Consider the following 16,757-nt stretch of genomic DNA (forward strand, 5'->3'; position numbering starts at 1 on the left):
AGGGAGGTGATGCTCTCGGTACTCGGCGATGATCACGTTCAGCGCCGGAGAGTGGGCTGGTGCCCGAGTGGGGGTGCGCCGAGGGCGGCCACGGTCACCGCCAGGATCACGCAGACCGGCTGCGACCAGCTGAACTCACGCAGGATCAGCAATTGTGCCAGGACCCAGCCGATCAGCAGGTACGCCGCGGCCAGGGTCGTCTGAGCGGTCGCCGGATCATCGTCGTGGGTGACGGTGAGGGCGACGACGGTCATCGGCAGGCCGACGACCAGCGCGAGCAGCACGCCGGCGAGGATGGGGCTGTGCCACGGCAGGCGGGCCTCGGCGACGGGACCGAGGGACAGTGCGCCGGTGATGAGGCCGAGGGATCCGGCGAAGGCCCAGATCGCCAGCAGCCCGGAGAACACGCACAGCGTGGCCCTTCGGGGATCGAGCCGCCGGAAGTACGTGGTGATCATCTGCACAGCCTCGCGCGCCGGAGGTGTGGACAGGCAGGGCCGAAGGTCCCGGAAGCCGGGGACCGGTGGCCTGACCTGCCGCAAGCGCGGCCACCGGGCACGGACCACGGCGAATTCGAGGTCGATCGGCCCGCCCCCGCGATGACTTTGTCCCCTGCCGAGGGTCCATCGGCCGCGACGATGCTCGAAGGTGAACCGGCGTTGGTCTGGTTGACCCGACGAGGAAAGGTACCCCGATGACCGACAAGAAGGCACGGCCCACCGAACATCGTCCCCGGCCGGTGCTGGCCGCGGTCGACGGGTCGGCGAACTCCTACCAGGCCGCCGCCTGGGCCGCGGCCGAGGCGGCGCTGCACCACCTGCCCCTGCACATCCTGACCTCGGGGGCGTTGCAGACCGGGTTCGGTCCCGGCATGTCCCTGGGGGAGGCGGACCTGGAATGGCTGCGCGTCGATGCCGAGCGGGTGGTGGGCGAGGCCGAACGGGTCGCCCGCGCCGCGGTACCGGACGAGGACCTCACGATCACGACCGAGGTCGCGTTCGAAATGGCGGCGCCGCTGCTGATCGAGCGCTCGACGACGGCGGAGATCCTCGTCGTGGGCAGCCGTGGCCTCGGCGCCTTCCAGCGTGGCCTGCTCGGGTCGGTCAGCCGTGCGGCGGCTCAGCACGCGCACTGCCCGGTGGCCGTGATCCACGGCATCGCGGCGATCGACCCGGTCTCGGCGGCCCTGCCGGTGCTGGTCGGTGTCGACGGCACCGCCAACAGTGTGCCCGCGGTCGAGCTCGCGTTCGACGAGGCATCGCGGCGCAAGGTCGAACTGGTCGCGCTGCACGCGTTCAGCGACTCCAGCGCACTGGATCTGCCCGCGTTCGGGTGGGAGATGGGCAGGCAGTCGGCCGAGGCCGACCTCGCCGAAACCCTCGCCGGCTACGCCGAGCGCTATCCGGATGTGCCGGTGCGCCGGATCGTGGTCGCCGACCGGCCCGTGCGCTCGCTGGTCGACGAAGCGGCCTCGGCGCAGCTGGTCGTGGTGGGCAGCCACGGCCGCGGTGGCTTCTCGAGCATGCTGCTCGGCTCGACCAGCAACGCGCTGCTGCATTCGGTGGAGATCCCGACGATCGTCGTCCGCAGCAGAAAGTAGTGACGCTGCTCGAACAGAGCGAGGCGGCCACCGGATTCCGGTGGCCGCCTCGCTGTGGTGCCTGGCGCGCTCATGTCGTCGTGGTGAGGACATCGCTCAGCGGCCTGCGCGGGGTGGGCGGCGGTCGCCGATCGTCGGGCGCGACACCGATCCGCAGCACGACCTGAGGGACGCCGGGGTGGCCGATGAGGCTGCTCAACAGTCGCCGCCCCGCGGCCAGTTCGGTGATGTGGGTCAGCGCGCAGGTCGACAAGCCGGACGCGGTGCATTCGAGCAGGGCCGCCGACAGCGCCTCGCCGGTATGCAGCCAGGACAGCGGAGTCTCGCTCGTGGCGGTGAGGACGGCCAGGCGCGCGTGGTCGCGCAGCTCACCGCGGCGGGCGCCGGGTCCCGGCGACGGGAACGTGCGGGCGACGCCGACGCGGGCGGCTTCGGACTCCGAGACCAGCGACGCGGGCGGCACTCCCTCGGGCATATCGGGATGACCTGCCCACCAATGGATTTCGGATTGGTACTCCATGTCGTAGCGGCGCAGCGCGCCGGATTGTTCCGAAGCCACCGACAGTCGGGCGCGCGCGTCTTCGTCGAGCACGTCGAGGGTGAGTTCGTGTGCGCTGACCAGGTCCTCGAGCTCCGCCCTGACCGACGCCCAGCCGCTGGGCTCCGCCATCGGCAGTCGGTCGGTGTAGCGGTATTCGATCGCCTCGGCCCGCCGGAACACCGCGGTGGGCGGATCGGGCCACGGCCGGAACTCGAGGGTGGCCAGCAGGTCGGGCCGACCGAGGTCGGGCAGGCGGGCGACATCGGTACCCCAGCAGAAGGAGGCGAAGGCGGTGCGGACGTGGTGCAGCGCCGCGCCGCAGCTCATCACGGCTTGGCGACCGTGCGGGTCGGCCGCGGTGAGTTGCCGGTCGGCGTCGCGGAACAGGTGCAGTCGGGTGCCGTCGAAGACCCACCGCCACGGCTGGGTGTTGTGGACCGACGGCGCCCGGCATCCGAGACCGACAGCGGCTCGGAGGGTCGGAGGGTCAGGGACTCGGGGAACTGGTTGTTCGCTCATACCTCGAGTCTGGTCGGTAAGGGGGTTCGCCGAGACGGCCATTGCGCCTGTTCAGCGGGGACCAAATGCCTTCGTCGCCGGCTCAGTCGGGGTGCACGACCAGCACGGGGCAGTCGGCGTGCTGCACCAGCCAGTTGCTGGTCGAGCCGAGGAGCAGGCCGCGGAACCCACCGCGGCCGCGACTGCCGACGACGATCAGGCTCGCGGTCCGCGACCACCGCGCCAGCCGTTCGCGCGGATCGTAGAGCTCGATCTCACGGCGGACGACGACCTCGGGGTATTGCTCGGTCCAGCCGGCCAGCCGTTCGGCCAACAGCGCCTCTTCGGCGGTGTCGAAGTCGGGGATCGGCAGCTCGAGATAGCTCGAGCCCGCGAATCCGCCGCGGGACAGATCGCTCCAGGCATGGACGGCGACCAGGTCGCTGCCACGTTCGGCGGCTTCGGCGAACGCGGCGGCGATGGCGGGCTCGCCGACGGCGCTGCCGTCGACACCGACGACGACCGGTCCGGTCCGGGTGTCCGGGTCGGACCCGCGCACCACCACGACGCAGCCGCGGGCATGGGAGGTCACCGCGAGCAGAGTGGAGCCGAGATGGGCCATCGAGCCCGTCGAGGCGGTCGCGCCGAGCACCACCAGATGTGCCTGTGCGGACCGTTCCACGAGGGCCCGCGCGGCGTTGCCGTCGGTGAGTTCGGTGCTGACCGCCAGCTCTGGTGCGACGACCAGAGCGTCGTCGAGTGCACCGGCGAGGACCCGTTCGGCGCGGAGCCGGATGTCCTGCATCGTGAAGGCGACGAACGCGTCGTAGAGGCCCCGAGGTGTGGCCGTGGTGACGGGGTCGATGCTGTGCACGATCCGCAGCCTGCGGCCGCGGGCGACGGCGACGCGGGCCGCCCAGCGCACCGCGATTGCCGAGCCGGTCGATCCGTCGGCGCCGACGACGACCTCGGCGCCGACGGATCGGTGGGGATTGTCGGGGTGGTCGGTCATCGTCGGGCCTTTCCGAGGGACTCCGGTTCAGGACGAGGTCGTGACGGGAACGGGCGGGGTGCGGGTGCGCCAGGCGTGCAGGGCGGTGGCGACGGAGTCGGCGAGCGCTGTGCTGGTGTCGACGGTGACCGCGTCGGGCCATGGCGCCGCGGTCACGGCCATCGCGTCGGCGATCGCGGTCGTCGCGTCGGATTCGTGGCCGTGGCGGCCCTCGATGCGGCGATGCGCGAGGTCGGTCGGGCAGACACAGTGCAGGAGAACGAGATCGGTGCAGGCTTCGGCGGCGGTGGCCGTGGCGCGCTGTCGATCCTCGGCGGAGGTCCAGCTGGCGTCGAGGATCACCGAGACGCCGCCGGCGAGCAGCACTCTGGCCCGCCACAGGAGTTCGTCGTAGACGCGGGCCCGGTTGGCGTCGGAGTAGCGGCCCGCGCCGAACTGCCCGAGGTGCCCCGGCACTGCGTCGACTCGGGCCAGTTCTTTGCGGATGTGGTCGCTGGCGAGCACGACCGCGCCGGTCTCGGCGGCGAGTTCGGCGGCCACAGTGGACTTCCCGGTTCCCGGAAGACCGCCGACCAGGGTGAGCCGCACCGCGCCGCGGGTCAGACGGTCCGCGGCGATGCGCAGGTGGGCGCGCAGTCGCTCGCCCGCGGCCGGGTCGCCCTGGTCGGCGCGCAGGGCATCCACTTTCGCGCGCACGGTCGCCCGGTAGGCGATGTAGTGGTCGCGCAGTGACGTGGGCGCGGTGTCCCCGCTCATCCGCTGGTAGTCCGCGACGAGCCGGTCACCGAGCGCGCCGTGACCGAGGAACTCGAAGTCCATCGCCAGGAACGCGATGTCGTCGAGCCGGTCGACATAGCGCAGGCGGTCGTCGAAATCGAGGCAGTCGAGGACCCGGAACCCGTCCGGGAGTTCGAAGATGTCCTCGGCCAGTAGATCGCCGTGACCGTCGACGAGGTAGCCGTCGGCGATCCGGCTGTCGAACAGGGCGGCCCGGCCGGCGAGGAAGCGCATCGCGGCTCGGTCGACGCGGGCGCACAGGTCGGGGTCGACGAGGTCGGCGGGCGCGGCGCGCAGCGGGTCGAGCAGGGACCGCCACCGGGCGCGCACGGCGGTGACGGTGCCTTCGTGGTCGATCTCGGGGCCGCGTGCGGCCGCGTCGTGGAATCGCACCAGCAAACGGACCAGGGCAGCCGAGGCCGCCGGGGTCAGGCCCTGACTGTCGGTGAGCAGTTCGGACAACCGGCGCGACTCGGGCATCCGGCGCATGATCAGCACCGGCTCGGCCGGACCGCCCGCCGGGTCGCTGAGGTGTGCGACCCCGACGTAGACGTCCGGCGCCAGCCTGCGGTTGAGTTCGAGTTCGCGCGCGCACGCGCGTTCGCGCAGGGCCGGGGTGCTGAAGTCGAGGAAGTCGGTGCGCAGCGACTTCTTGACCTTGTACGCGCGGTCGCCGTAGAGCAGGACGACTCCGGTGTGCGTTTCGTGCACCTGTGCCGGTGCCGAAGCCGAGGTGAGCATCGGGTCTCCTCAGGAGGGGGTGAGCAGCGCCGCGCCCGCGGTGGCGCCGCCGTCGAGCACGAACTCCGAACCGGTGGAGAAAGTCGCGTCGGTGACGATGAAGCCGACCATGGCGGCGACCTCTTCCGGTTCGCCGAAGCGTGGCAGCGGCTGCGCCGCGGCGATACCCGGATCCATGCCGGCGGTCATCGCGGTGTGGATCGGTCCCGGATGCACCGAACAGACGCGGATTCCGGCACCGCCGAGCTCGATCGCGGCCGCTTTGGTCAGGCCGCGCAGGCCCCACTTGGCGGCGACGTAGCCGGAGATGCCCGAGTAGCCGATCAAGCCAGCGGTCGAGGAGACGTTGACGATGACGCCGTCGCCCGCGGCCCGCAGCCGGGGCGCGGCCAGATGCATACCCAGCCAGGAGCCGACGAGATCGACGTCGAGCACATGGCGGAACTGGGTGGGCGATTCGGCTTCGACGCCGCCGAAGTCGACGATGCCCGCGTTGTTCACCAGGACCGCGAGCGGCCCGAACGTCGCTTCGGCGTCGTCGAGCACCCGCCGCCACTCGTCCTCGTCGGTGACGTCGAGATGCCGGAAGATCGCCTGGGAGCCCAGGGATTCGGCGACGGCTTTGCCGTCGTGCTCGAGCAGGTCGGCGACGACGATCCCGGCGCCGGACTTGGCGAGGGTGCGCACGACGGCCGCGCCGATGCCGCGGGCGGCGCCGGTGACGACGACGCTGCGGCCATGAAGATCGGACATGATCGAACCTTTCGTTGCGGATGGGCGGAAGTTGTTGGAGGTCACTGTGTTTCCGTGCTGGCTGCGGTGAGCGCGTGATCGAGCAGCACTCGCCGTTCGGCGGCGGCGACGGCGTTGCGGGTGGCGGTGACGGCGTCCGGCGTCACCGAGACCGACGTGATGCCCATCCGGACGAGGTGTTCGGCGAAGGCGGGACGATTCGACGGCGCCTGTCCGCACAGCGAGGAGGTGATGCCGAGCCGGCGCGCGGTACCGATGATCCGGGAGATCGCGTCCAGTACGGCGGGATCGGATTCGTCGAACAGTTCCGCGCACTGCTCGGAGTCGCGGTCGACACCGAGCATGAGCTGGGTGAGGTCGTTGCTGCCGATCGAGACGCCGTCGACTCCCAGACCCACGTATTCGGGCAGCCAGTAGGCCACCGACGGCACTTCGGCCATCACCCACCGGTGCAGCCCGCGTTGGCGGCCCAGCGGGCTCGCGTCGATCAGTTCGAGGCAGGCCTCGAGCTCCCAGCGGGTGCGCACGAACGGGACCATCACGTGCAGATTGGGGTGACGTTCGCGGGCCGCGGCCAGGGCGGCCAGCTCGGCGGCGAACAGGTCGGGTTCGCGGATATAGCGGTAGCAGCCGCGGTAGCCGATCATCGGATTGTGCTCGACGGGCTCGTACTGCTCGCCGCCGCGCAGTGCGCGGAACTCGTTGGTCCGGAAGTCGGTGGTGCGGTAGACGACCGGTCGCGTCCCGAATGGTTCGGCGATGCGGTGCAGCGATTCACTCATGCGATCGAGGAAGAGCCGCTGCTCACCGGCGGCGATGACCTCGCGGGGGTGGCGGCCGTCCAGGGCGGCGGTCAGCAGGGTCTCGGCGCGGAGCAGCCCGACACCGTCGACGTCGCCCGCGGCGACCTGGGCAGCGCGCTCCGGGGTCGCGAGGTTGACATAGATCTTGGTGGCGGTGGGTGCGGCCGCCGACGGCGGCGGTGCGGCCGCGACGGTGATCCGATCGGCGACGCTGCGGCCTGCGGTGACCTCGCCGGTCGATCCGTCGACGGTGACCAGGGTGGCGTCGGCGAGGGCGGTCGTGGCGGTGCGTGCGCCAACGATGCACGGAATGCCCAGTTCACGGGCCACGATCGCGGCATGACAGGTCATGCCGCCGCTGTCGGTGACCACCGCGGCGGCGCGGCTCAGCGTCGGCAGCCAATCCGGGTTGGTCATCGGCGCGACCAGCACCTCACCGTCGCGCAGCTGGGCGCCTTCGTCGGGACCGGCCAGTACCCGGGTGCGGCCGGTGGCGGTGCCGGGCGCGGCGCCGACCCCGCGGATGAGTACGTTGTGGCCCGGCCCGGCGGCATCGGATCCGGTCGGTGTGGTGATGGGCCGGGCCTGCACGATCCACAGGCCGGCGTGGTCGAATGCCCACTCGATGTCCTGTGGGATGCCGTGGTGATGGGCCTGGACCGCCAGGGCCAGTTCGGCGACCGCGCGTGCCCGGTCCTCGGTGAGCACCGGGGTGGCGGCCTCGTCGTCGGTGACCGCGACCCGCCGGTCGCCGTCGGGTCCGGCCACGACGGCCCATCGCTGCCGGCCGACCCGGGTGTGCAGCAGGGTGGGGCCCGCGGCGTCGAACAGGTAGGTGTCGGGCTCGGCCTCGCCGGACACCACGACTTCGCCTTGGCCGCGGGCCGCTTCGACGACCACCCGGTCACGGCGCCCGGTCGTCGGGTCGGCGGTGAACGCGACACCGGAGCATTCGGCGGCCACCATCGTCTGCACCACGACAGCCATCACCGGTCGCCCGCGCATGCCGCGCCGCGCCCGGTAGGTCACCACCCGAGGGGTGAACAGCGAGGCCCAGCAGTCGACGACGGCGTGTAGCAGCGCTGTGTCGCCACGGATGTTGGTGCGCGTGACGTTCATCCCGGCGAAGGAGGCGCTCGCGCTGTCCTCTCCGATCGCCGAGGAGCGCACCGCCACGGCCACGTCGTCGCCGAGGGCGCGGTAGGCCGCCAGCACCGGCGCGCGCACCACGTCGTCGAGCTCCGCGGACCGGACCAGCGCCGCCATCCGGTCGCAGAGGGCGCCGACCGCGGCGGGATCGGTGCTCGCGGCCATGGCCCGGCTGTGCAGTCGATCGAGTTCGGCGCCCGCGGCCCCCTCGGTGAGGACGTGTTCGTAGGACGCGGCCAGGATGACGAAGCCGGACGGGACAGGCGACCCGGCCGCGACGAGTTCGCCGAGGTTGGCGCCCTTGCCGCCGGCACGATCGGCGTCGGTCAGCCGCAGGTCGTTGAACTCGGTGACGAATTCGCCCATGTCGATTCCCTCGTTTCGGGTGGTCGTCGGTGTGTCTCCAGCGTCGCCGGTGGCCGGGGCCGGTCGATACGGCCGAAGGTCCCGGCCGAGCGCTGGCATTGGTCCCCGATGGTCCCCGCCGGTGGCGCCTCGGTGTCGGCGCGAATGTCGTTGTCGCGGGCCACGGAGTCCTCCCGAACGAGGCACCATGGCCACGTCGACCGTGTCGTTCGGATCTGCCGACGAGTGGGAGCCGGGCCGATGATGGAGACATGAACAGCACGACCCCCACGTGGTCGACAACGACGTCGGACACGTAGCTCGCACCGACACAACGAGGTGACGATGCGGCTCGTGCGGTAGCTCCACCCCGGACGGTCAGGGGTGCCGACCGACCCGGCGCCGGTGCCGACGACCGCGCCACGCCTTGTGCGCGGTGTCGGACGCCAGCAACGCGGGTATCGCGCAGGCCGCCAGCCCCCAGCCCAAGGCGCTCGGCGGCGCGCCCCCGAGCAGGCGGGGCAGCGGCGGCACCCACAGGAACACGACGAGCAAACCGATCTCGACCCCGACCGTGGCCAGCAGCAACGGATTCCCGCGCCAGCCCACCGCTCCCACCCACCGTGACTCGCTGCGGCAGGCGAACGCGTTCGACAGTTGTCCGAACACGATCGCGACGAACAGCGCCCCCGACGCCGAGGCCAGCACCCTTGCATCCACCTGCTCGCCGGGCCGCCAGCCTGCGACGGCGAGCACGGTCAGGAACGTGATCATGCCGACGGTCGCCTCGGTGGCGCCGAGCACGCCGAAGACCCGGCGCAGCAGCGTTCGATCGATGAGGGTGCCGACCGCGGGCCGTCCCGCCATGGTCCGGGGATTCGGTGGTTCGGCGCCGAGTGCGAGGGCGGGCAGCATGTCGGTGCCGATGTCGAGCGCGAGCACCTGCAAGACCGTGAAGCCCAGCGGGATGGTTCCGCCGCTGGCTGCCCAGAGCGCGAACGGCGCGAGCTCGGCGACATTGTCGGTGAGGTGGTAGGTCAGGAACCTGCGGATGTTGGCGAAGGTCGCGCGGCCGAGCCGGATCGCGGCGACGATGGTGCCGAAGTGGTCGTCGAGCAGGACCAGATCGGCGGCCTCCCGCGCGACATCGGTGCCGGAGGCCCCCATGGCGATGCCGATATCGGCCGTGCGCAGAGCCGGGCCGTCGTTCACGCCGTCGCCGGTCATCGCGACGACATGCCCGCGCTGTTGCAGCGCGGCCGCGATCCGCAGCTTCTGTTCGGGCGCGACCCGCGCGATCACGACCCCGCCGCGTTCGAGCAGGGTCGCCAGTTTCGCGTCGTCGGCGGGGAGGTCGGCGCCCGAGACGACGACGCGGTCCGGACCGAACAGGCCGACCTGGTCGGCGATGGCCGTGGCTGTTCCGGGATGGTCACCGGTCACCATGGCGACCTCGATGCCCGCGCCGCGACAGGCCGCGATCGCCGCGGCGACATCGGGTCGGGGCGGATCCTCGAGTCCGATGACGCCGAGCAGACGCGGGGCGGTGCCCGGCTCGCGGGCCCTGGCCACGGCGATGACGCGAAGTCCACGCGCGGTCATGTCGACGACCCGCTCGGCCGCGTCCGCCGGTGCGGAATCGCAGAGCGCGACAACGGCTTCCGGTGCGCCGGTGATGTGTTCGCCGTCGGCGTCGACCACCGACGCGAGACGGGTGTGGGTGTCGAACGGGGTGCGGTGCCGGGGTTCCGGTGGGGCCGCGGCGCCGGTGCGCGCGGCGAGGACGTGCACGGCCACTTCCATCGGGTCACCGATCGGCACCCACTTGTCGTGCACCAGCTGGGCGCGCGCGTCCGGTGAACAGCGAGCGGCGGAGTCGGCGACCGCGCGCGTGGCCGCGAGCGCGCCCTCGCCGCCGCGCAGAGTCGCGGCGGGACCGTAGCCGGTGCCGTCGACGTCGACTTGTCCGTCCGGGGTCCACACCTCGACGACCTGCATCTCGTTGCGGGTCAGGGTGCCGGTCTTGTCCGTGCAGATGAAGGTGGTCGCGCCGAGCGTCTCGACCGCTTCGAGCCTGCGGACCAGGGCGTTCTCGGCGGCCATTCGCTGTCCGGCGCGAGCGAGCGACAGGGTGACGGTGGGCAGCAGTCCTTCGGGGACGAGGGCGACGGTGACGCCGATCGAGAACAGCAGGCTCTCGGTGAGGTCGCGCCCGAGCACGGCGAAGGCGCCGAAGGACGTCACGCCGACCAGCAGCGCGATCAGCGCGACCAGTCGCACGACGCGGTGCAGCTGGCGGGTCAGCGGGCTGGGCGGCCTGGTCGCACCGGCGGTGACGGCGGCCAAGGTGGCCAGGCGGGTGTCCGCTGCGATCGCGCTCACCTCGGCCTCGCCCTGTCCGGCGACGACGTAGGTGCCTGCCAGGACCGGCTCGTTCGCACCACGCGGCACCGGTTCCGCCTCGCCGGTGAGCATCGACTCGTCGACGGCGAGGTGTCGCGCGTCGCGCATCGTCGCGTCGGCGCAGACCCGATCGCCGGCTTCGAGTACGAGCAGGTCGCCGACCACGAGCATGCTCGACTCGACGGTGACGACACGTCCGTCGCGCCGGACCCGGGCGCGGACCGGCAGCAGGTCGCGCAGGCGCTGCGCCGCCCGGTCGGCGCGGAACTCCTGCACGAACGCGAACACGCCGTTGAGGATCACGACGCAGGCGATGGCCAGGGCGAGCGCGGGCATTCCGGCGACGAGTGCCAGCGCGGCGGCGATCCACAACATCGCGGCGAAGAAGTGGGACAACTGCGCGGCGAACTGCGCGATCCGATTCGGTGGGGGCGGTTCGGGCAAGGTGTTGGCCCCGTCGCGGCGGTGGCGCAGGACGGCTTCGGCGTCGGTGAGTCCCCGGTGCTCGACCGTCGTCTCCATGGCGGCCCCTTTCCGCTGCTCCGATGGCTACCTGATCCAGTCTTTCGAGTCAGCGCAGGCCCCGGATACGGCCGAAGTGCCTCACGGAGGGGACGGAATGGCACCATCCCGCCCAGGGATTCGGCATCCTCGCCGATATCGACATGCGCGACCATGAAGGCCGAACCGGGCCAGGAGATGGATGACTGCCGCGTGCCGCCGGCGACGACTTCAGCGCGCGCTGATCGCGACGGTACCGGTGCTCGACGTGAGCGGGACCTCCCAGCACCCGCCCGCGTCGAGGACGCGTTCGATGCCCTCGACACTGACCCGGATCGGATCGGCGGTGCTCGGTGGCAGATCGAGTCGCACCCGGGCGTGGGTCACGTTCACGATGACCGGCTGCCCGCGATAGGAGATGGTGAACTCGGCCTCCCGCAACTCGGCGGGCAGAACCGGGTGCAGCCGGAGCAGATCGTGGCGGGTCTCGATACCGCAATAGCAGCGCAGCACCATGTCGGCCGTGCCCGCCATGGCTCCGATATGAACGCCCTCTCTGGTCGTCCCGCCCTGGGTGTCGGCCAGATCGGCATCGAGGGCCCGGGTGAACAGCGACCACGACGCCTTGCGATCGGTGCGGGCCAGCACCCAGGCATGGGCGAGGCGGCTCAGCGTCGACCCGTGACTGGTGCGGGCCAGGTAGTACTCGACGGTGCGGGGGATGATCTGTGGCGGTAGCGAATAGCCGAGCCGTTCGAGGATGTGACGCAGTTCCTCGGCGGAGAAGAGATAGAACAGCATCAACACATCGGCCTGTTTGGACAGCTTGTAGCGATTGGTCGTGTCGCCCTCGGCGTGCAGGATCAGATCGAGCCGCTCGATGTTCCCGTAGCGCGCACGGTAGGCCTCCCAATCGAATTCGGCCAGATCCTCGTACCCCTCGAACTGGCTGATGATGCCGTCACGATGGAACGGCACGCGCAACCGCCTGCTGACCCGGTCCCAGCGGATCGGTTCGTCGGCGCGCAGCCGCAGCCGTTCCCACAGCGGCGCGCAGTCGCGGCCGTCGAGCAGCCGGACCACATCGCGGGCGCGCGCCAGCGTCCAGGCGGCGAGCACGTTGGTGTAGGCGTTGTTGCGCAAACCGCATCCGGGTGACTCCGGGCCGCCGTCGTGGTATTCGTCGGGTCCCATCACGCCCTCGATGTCGTATCGGTCGTCGGCCGCGTCGTAGGCGGCCATCGCGGCGAAGGAGCGAGCCACCTCGACCACGATCTCGGCGCCCACGTCGACGAGGAACCGTTCGTCGCCGGTGGCCTGGTAGTACTGCCAGATGCTGTAGGCCACGGCCAGGCCCACGTGGCGCTGCCGAGACGAATGGTCCGGCATCCACTGACCGTTTCGCACATTGAACAGCTCCGCCGGAGCCTCCTCCCGGCCGTCGCTGCCGCTCTGCCAGGGGAACAGCGCGCCGTCGAGCCCGGCCGCGCGGGCAGCGGCCCTGGCCCGGGGCAGGCGCTCGTAGCGGTAGTGCAGCAGCGCCCTGGTCAGCTCGGGCTGTCGCAGCGTGAGCATCGGGTAGACGAACAACTCGTCCCAGAAGACGTGCCCGCGGTAGCCCTCACCGTGCAGGCCACGCGCTGGTACACCGATGTCGAGGTCGGTGCCGGTCACGTGCACCGCCTGCAGGACATGGAATACGTGCAGGTTCAGCGCCAGGTTGTGCTCGTGGCGATCGCCCAGCCGGATCGCGAACCGATCCCACAACCGCGCCCACGCCGCGACATGGGCGTCGCGCAGGCCGGCGGCGTCGGCGAGTATCCCGATGCGATCGGCGGCGGCGAGCGCGGCGGTGGAGATGCCGCGGTCGCGCGAGGTGCTGACCACGGCGACCTTCTCGATGTGGACCGGGGTTCGACGACCGATCCGGATCGTGGCGACCACACCCGGCCGCGAGCGTTCGTCGAGGAACGCGCGGTCGGCGAGCGCGCCGTCGACGCGCGTACGCACCGCGGTGGCGATCGTGAGCCCGGACTGGCGGGTGGTGGTCTCGTACAGCACGGTGTCGTCGTCGACCCGGTGGTGGGTGCCCGGATCGAGGTGCTCGGCGGTCAGTGCCCGGTCCGCGGCGACATTGCGGTTGCGCACCCGGCCCTCGATCACGGACTCGACGATGATCTCGCCGTCCCAGTTGTGGGCGAGCACGGACATTTCCAGAACGGCGACATGAGGATCGGCCATCGAATGGAACCGCCGGGTCGTCACCGTCGTCTGCCTGCCCGCGGCGTCCTCGTATCGGTCGAGGCAGGTGAGCACGCCCGCGCGTAGATTCAGATCCTGGTGATGGCCGACCATCTCGGGGGCGCCGGGCCGGAGGACCGTCCCGTCGGTGTGCCGGACCACGACCGACGTCCAGTCGGGGGCGTTCACCAGGTGTTCGGTCTCGACGACGCGCTCGCCGACGGACGAGACGCACCGGTCGTAGATGCCGGCCAGGTAGGTGCCGGGGTAGTGGATGCCGTCGGGCACGGTGCCCGGGGCGGCGGCGCGGCTGGCCCAGTACCCGTTGCCGGTGGCGCACAGTGCTTCCCGCGTGCCCTCCTGGGCCGGATCGACATCGTCGTAGATCAGATTCCAGCCACCCGAACTCGCGGTGACAGCGCCACCGCACCACCGAGCCGCCGCGGGGATCGGGTCCTCCTCGGCGGATGTCAGCGCCAGGTCCGACAGGTCGGTGACGATGTTGTCGGCGCCCACGGCCGCGAGGCGGGCGCCGGAACCGGTGCGATCGACACCGACGACGAGTCCGAACCTGCCCTCGACGGCCGCCTGCACCCCCGACGTGGCGTCTTCGAGGACGACGGCATCGATCGGCTCGATTCGCAGCCTGCGGGCTGCCTCGAGGAACATCGCCGGATCGGGTTTGCCCGGCAATCCGTAGCGGCGGGCGTCGTTTCCGTCGACACGGGCCGTGAACGCTTCGGTCAGCCCGGCCGCGGTCAGCACCGCGGCGCTGTTGGCGCTGGCGGTCACCAGTGCGGTCGGCACCCGGGCGGCGCGCAGTCGGCGCAGTAGCGCGGCGGCGTCGGGGAATACGCGCACTCCGGATGCGGCGAGTTCGGCGGTGAACAGCTGTTGTTTGCGAGCGCTGATCCCCGCCACAGTCAGCCGATCCGGTGTGTCGTCGGGACAACCCTCGTCGAGGGTGATGCCCCGGGCGGCCAGGAAGGTCCGGACGCCATCGGCGCGGTCACGGCCGTCGACGAAACGCCGGTAGTCCTCGTCGCTGTCGAACGGGGTCACGGTGGGGTCTGCCAGCCGGGGCAGGACCTCGTCGAAGAGCTGTTTCCACGCGATGGCATGGACGGCCGCGGTGTCGGTGACGACGCCGTCCATGTCGAACAGCACCGCGCCGAAGCCGTTCGCGGTGCGGCCCGCCGCGACCGGGAGGTTCGCCAGGCGCATCACCACCATGCCCTCCACACGGGCGGAGCCGGGAGAAGCCGTTCACTGTCCACGAACTTCATCCTGCCGAGCGCGGACCGGCGGGGGAAGGGCGCGGGGGTACGCCGACGGATACCCGAAGTCCTTCCGAATGGGGACGTCGGGCCCTTATCCCGGCCGCCGGGCTGCTGGGACGGTGAACACAACCCACTGCGACGAAGGACGGACATCATGAGACACGGACTGCCCGACGACACCACCGTCAAGGCGGCACTCACCCTCGCCGGCCGCGCGCCGTCCGTGCACAACGTGCAGCCGTGGCGCTGGCGCATCGCCGACCGCAGCATCCACCTCTACCTCGACACGCGACGCGCGCTACCCGCCACCGACCCCGATGATCGCGACATCGTCCTCAGCTGTGGAGCGGCCCTGCATCACCTCACGGTGGCGTTGACGGCGATGGGCTGGGCGCCGGTGATCCACCGCATCCCCGACCCGGCCGAACCGGACCACCTGGCCGCGCTGACCCTGGTACCGCATCGGCCAACCGCGCTCGATGTCTCGCTCAGCGCTGCCATCACCCAGCGACGTACCGACCGTCGCCACTACACCTCCTGGCCGGTACCACCGGGCTATCTCGGCCTGCTCACCGAGCGCGCCGCCGTGCTCGGCGCGGTGGTGCGCCGGATCGACGACCGGGAACGGGTCAAGGCCGCGGCCCGGACCGCGAGCCGGGTACACGCCGACGACGAAACCTACCGGTTCGAGCTCGCGATGTGGTCGGGCAGGCATGGCAGCGCCGACGGCGTACCCGCACGCAACACGCCTGCGCCGCGACCGGACGACGACTTCCCGCCCCGGGAGTTCGCGGCGCCGGAATTCCTCGACCCGGCGAGTCGCCCCGACCATGCGGAACTCCTGGTGGTCGGCACCTCGGCCGACGATCGCGCCTCGCGACTCCGCGCCGGCGAGGCGATCAGCAGCGTGCTGCTGACCGCGACCGGGATCGGCCTCGCGACCTGCCTGCTCACCGAACCACTCGAGATCGCGCACGAACGCGCACGGCTGCGGGAGCGGCTGCTGCACGATTCCGCCTATCCGCAGGCGATCGTGCGGGTCGGCTGGGCGCCGACGAGCGCCGACGCCCCGCCGCCGACGCCGCGTCGGACCCTCGAGGAACTGCTGATCACCGAGAACGAGGGACTTCCATGAGCGGGGCGGTCGGTCCCGATCTCGGCACCGTCCGTGCGGTTCTCGGGCGTGCTTCGCGGGCACCCTCGCTGCACAACGCGCAGCCGTGGCGGTGGCGCTGGGACGGCGCCACCGCGGCACTGTCGATGGACCCGCAGCGGCTCCTGCCCGCCACCGACATGTTCAACCGGGAAGGAGTGCTCGGCTGCGGGGTGATGCTGCACCACGCCGAGACCGCCTGGTCCGCCGCGGGCTGGGAGACCGCCGTGGACCGGTTCCCCGAGCCGTCCGTGCGCGCGCATGTCGCCTCGCTGCGGCCGAGGCGGCAGAGCGAGCCCACCGAGTCGCAACGGTTGCTCGGCGAGGCGATCGACGTGCGCTACAGCGACCGGATGCCGATGGATCCGCCCCCGGACTGGCCGGTGACGCGCGAGATCCTGGAGTTCCTCTGCGCTCGCACCGGCACCACGGTGAGCTTCCTTGATCCGACTGAATCCGTTGCACTGCAACATATCTCGGCGGTAGCCGCACGACTGCGCCACTACGATCCGAAGTACCAGGCCGAACTCACCTGGTGGACCGCGGGTCCGGACACGGACGGTACCGGTGTGCCCGCGACCACGCTGCCGTCGATCTCCGATCGCCCTCGAGTTCCGGTCGGTCGTGAGTTCCCTTCGGGCAGTGCCGAAGGCGCGGGCGAGGCAGACGACGAAGCGATGGTCGCGGTGCTGTCCACCGATGGTGATGCGGCGGCCGACCTGCTCGATGGCGGTAGCGCGCTCTCGGCGGTGCTGCTCGAGTGTACGGTCCACGGCCTGTCCACCTGCACCGTCTCCCACGTCGTCGAGATCCCGGCGGCCCGCGCCGCCGTCGCCGACCTCGTGGCCCACCGGCACCCCCAGGTCCTGATTCGGATCGGTGCCGCCAGGTGCGAACCACCGCCACGGACGCCCCGGCGTCCGGTCGACAGCTTCCTGGAGATCTGAATTCCTTTGCTTT

General features: G+C 71.3%; 11 protein-coding genes. 3 read left to right on the plus strand and 8 right to left on the minus strand.

Annotated elements, in window-relative coordinates:
- Positions 1 to 38 precede the first annotated feature (38 nt).
- Positions 39 to 458 carry a hypothetical protein gene (locus ATM97_RS22920; RefSeq protein ID WP_218720112.1) on the minus strand — a complete coding sequence of 140 codons (420 nt, stop codon included), beginning with the start codon at positions 456 to 458 and terminating at the stop codon, positions 39 to 41.
- Between the two features lie 236 nt (positions 459 to 694).
- On the opposite strand from ATM97_RS22920, the gene ATM97_RS22925 reads away from it, so the two are divergent.
- A complete protein-coding gene (locus ATM97_RS22925; RefSeq protein ID WP_218720113.1) occupies positions 695 to 1,600 on the plus strand; it encodes a universal stress protein in 906 nt (301 codons plus the stop codon).
- 70 nt (positions 1,601 to 1,670) lie between these two features.
- On the opposite strand, the gene ATM97_RS22930 is transcribed toward ATM97_RS22925, so the two are convergent.
- The 7 genes from ATM97_RS22930 to ATM97_RS22960 form a co-directional block, all read right to left on the minus strand.
- Entirely contained in the window at positions 1,671 to 2,660 is a 990-nt protein-coding gene (locus ATM97_RS22930; RefSeq protein WP_218720114.1) for a hypothetical protein, read from the minus strand.
- Positions 2,661 to 2,742: 82 nt separating this feature from the next.
- The gene (locus ATM97_RS22935) at positions 2,743 to 3,651 is read right to left on the minus strand and encodes a universal stress protein (RefSeq protein ID WP_218720115.1); all 909 of its coding nucleotides are present in this window, start codon (positions 3,649 to 3,651) and stop codon (positions 2,743 to 2,745) included.
- Positions 3,652 to 3,678: 27 nt separating this feature from the next.
- Positions 3,679 to 5,169 carry an AAA family ATPase gene (locus ATM97_RS22940; RefSeq protein WP_218720116.1) on the minus strand — a complete coding sequence of 497 codons (1,491 nt, stop codon included), beginning with the start codon at positions 5,167 to 5,169 and terminating at the stop codon, positions 3,679 to 3,681.
- 9 nt (positions 5,170 to 5,178) lie between these two features.
- Positions 5,179 to 5,922, minus strand: a complete 744-nt coding sequence (locus tag ATM97_RS22945; protein WP_218720117.1) for an SDR family NAD(P)-dependent oxidoreductase — start codon at positions 5,920 to 5,922, stop codon at positions 5,179 to 5,181.
- A gap of 41 nt (positions 5,923 to 5,963) precedes the next feature.
- Positions 5,964 to 8,240 (minus strand): phosphoenolpyruvate synthase, encoded by a 2,277-nt coding sequence (gene ppsA, locus ATM97_RS22950; protein ID WP_218720118.1) that lies wholly within the window; start codon positions 8,238 to 8,240, stop codon positions 5,964 to 5,966.
- A gap of 357 nt (positions 8,241 to 8,597) precedes the next feature.
- Positions 8,598 to 11,144 carry a cation-transporting P-type ATPase gene (locus tag ATM97_RS22955; protein ID WP_218720119.1) on the minus strand — a complete coding sequence of 849 codons (2,547 nt, stop codon included), beginning with the start codon at positions 11,142 to 11,144 and terminating at the stop codon, positions 8,598 to 8,600.
- A gap of 210 nt (positions 11,145 to 11,354) precedes the next feature.
- Positions 11,355 to 14,588 (minus strand): beta-phosphoglucomutase family hydrolase, encoded by a 3,234-nt coding sequence (locus tag ATM97_RS22960; protein WP_218720539.1) that lies wholly within the window; start codon positions 14,586 to 14,588, stop codon positions 11,355 to 11,357.
- A 210-nt stretch (positions 14,589 to 14,798) separates the two neighbouring features.
- Between ATM97_RS22960 and ATM97_RS22965 the strand changes: the two genes are divergently transcribed.
- The gene (locus ATM97_RS22965) at positions 14,799 to 15,779 is read left to right on the plus strand and encodes an NAD(P)H nitroreductase (RefSeq protein ID WP_218720120.1); all 981 of its coding nucleotides are present in this window, start codon (positions 14,799 to 14,801) and stop codon (positions 15,777 to 15,779) included.
- The gene (locus ATM97_RS22970) at positions 15,776 to 16,744 is read left to right on the plus strand and encodes a hypothetical protein (RefSeq protein WP_218720121.1); all 969 of its coding nucleotides are present in this window, start codon (positions 15,776 to 15,778) and stop codon (positions 16,742 to 16,744) included. Before ATM97_RS22965 ends, ATM97_RS22970 begins: the two co-directional genes overlap by 4 nt.
- Positions 16,745 to 16,757: the final 13 nt, after the last annotated feature.

This window comes from Nocardia sp. MH4 (genome assembly GCF_019266065.1).
Lineage (GTDB): Bacteria > Actinomycetota > Actinomycetes > Mycobacteriales > Mycobacteriaceae > Nocardia > Nocardia canadensis.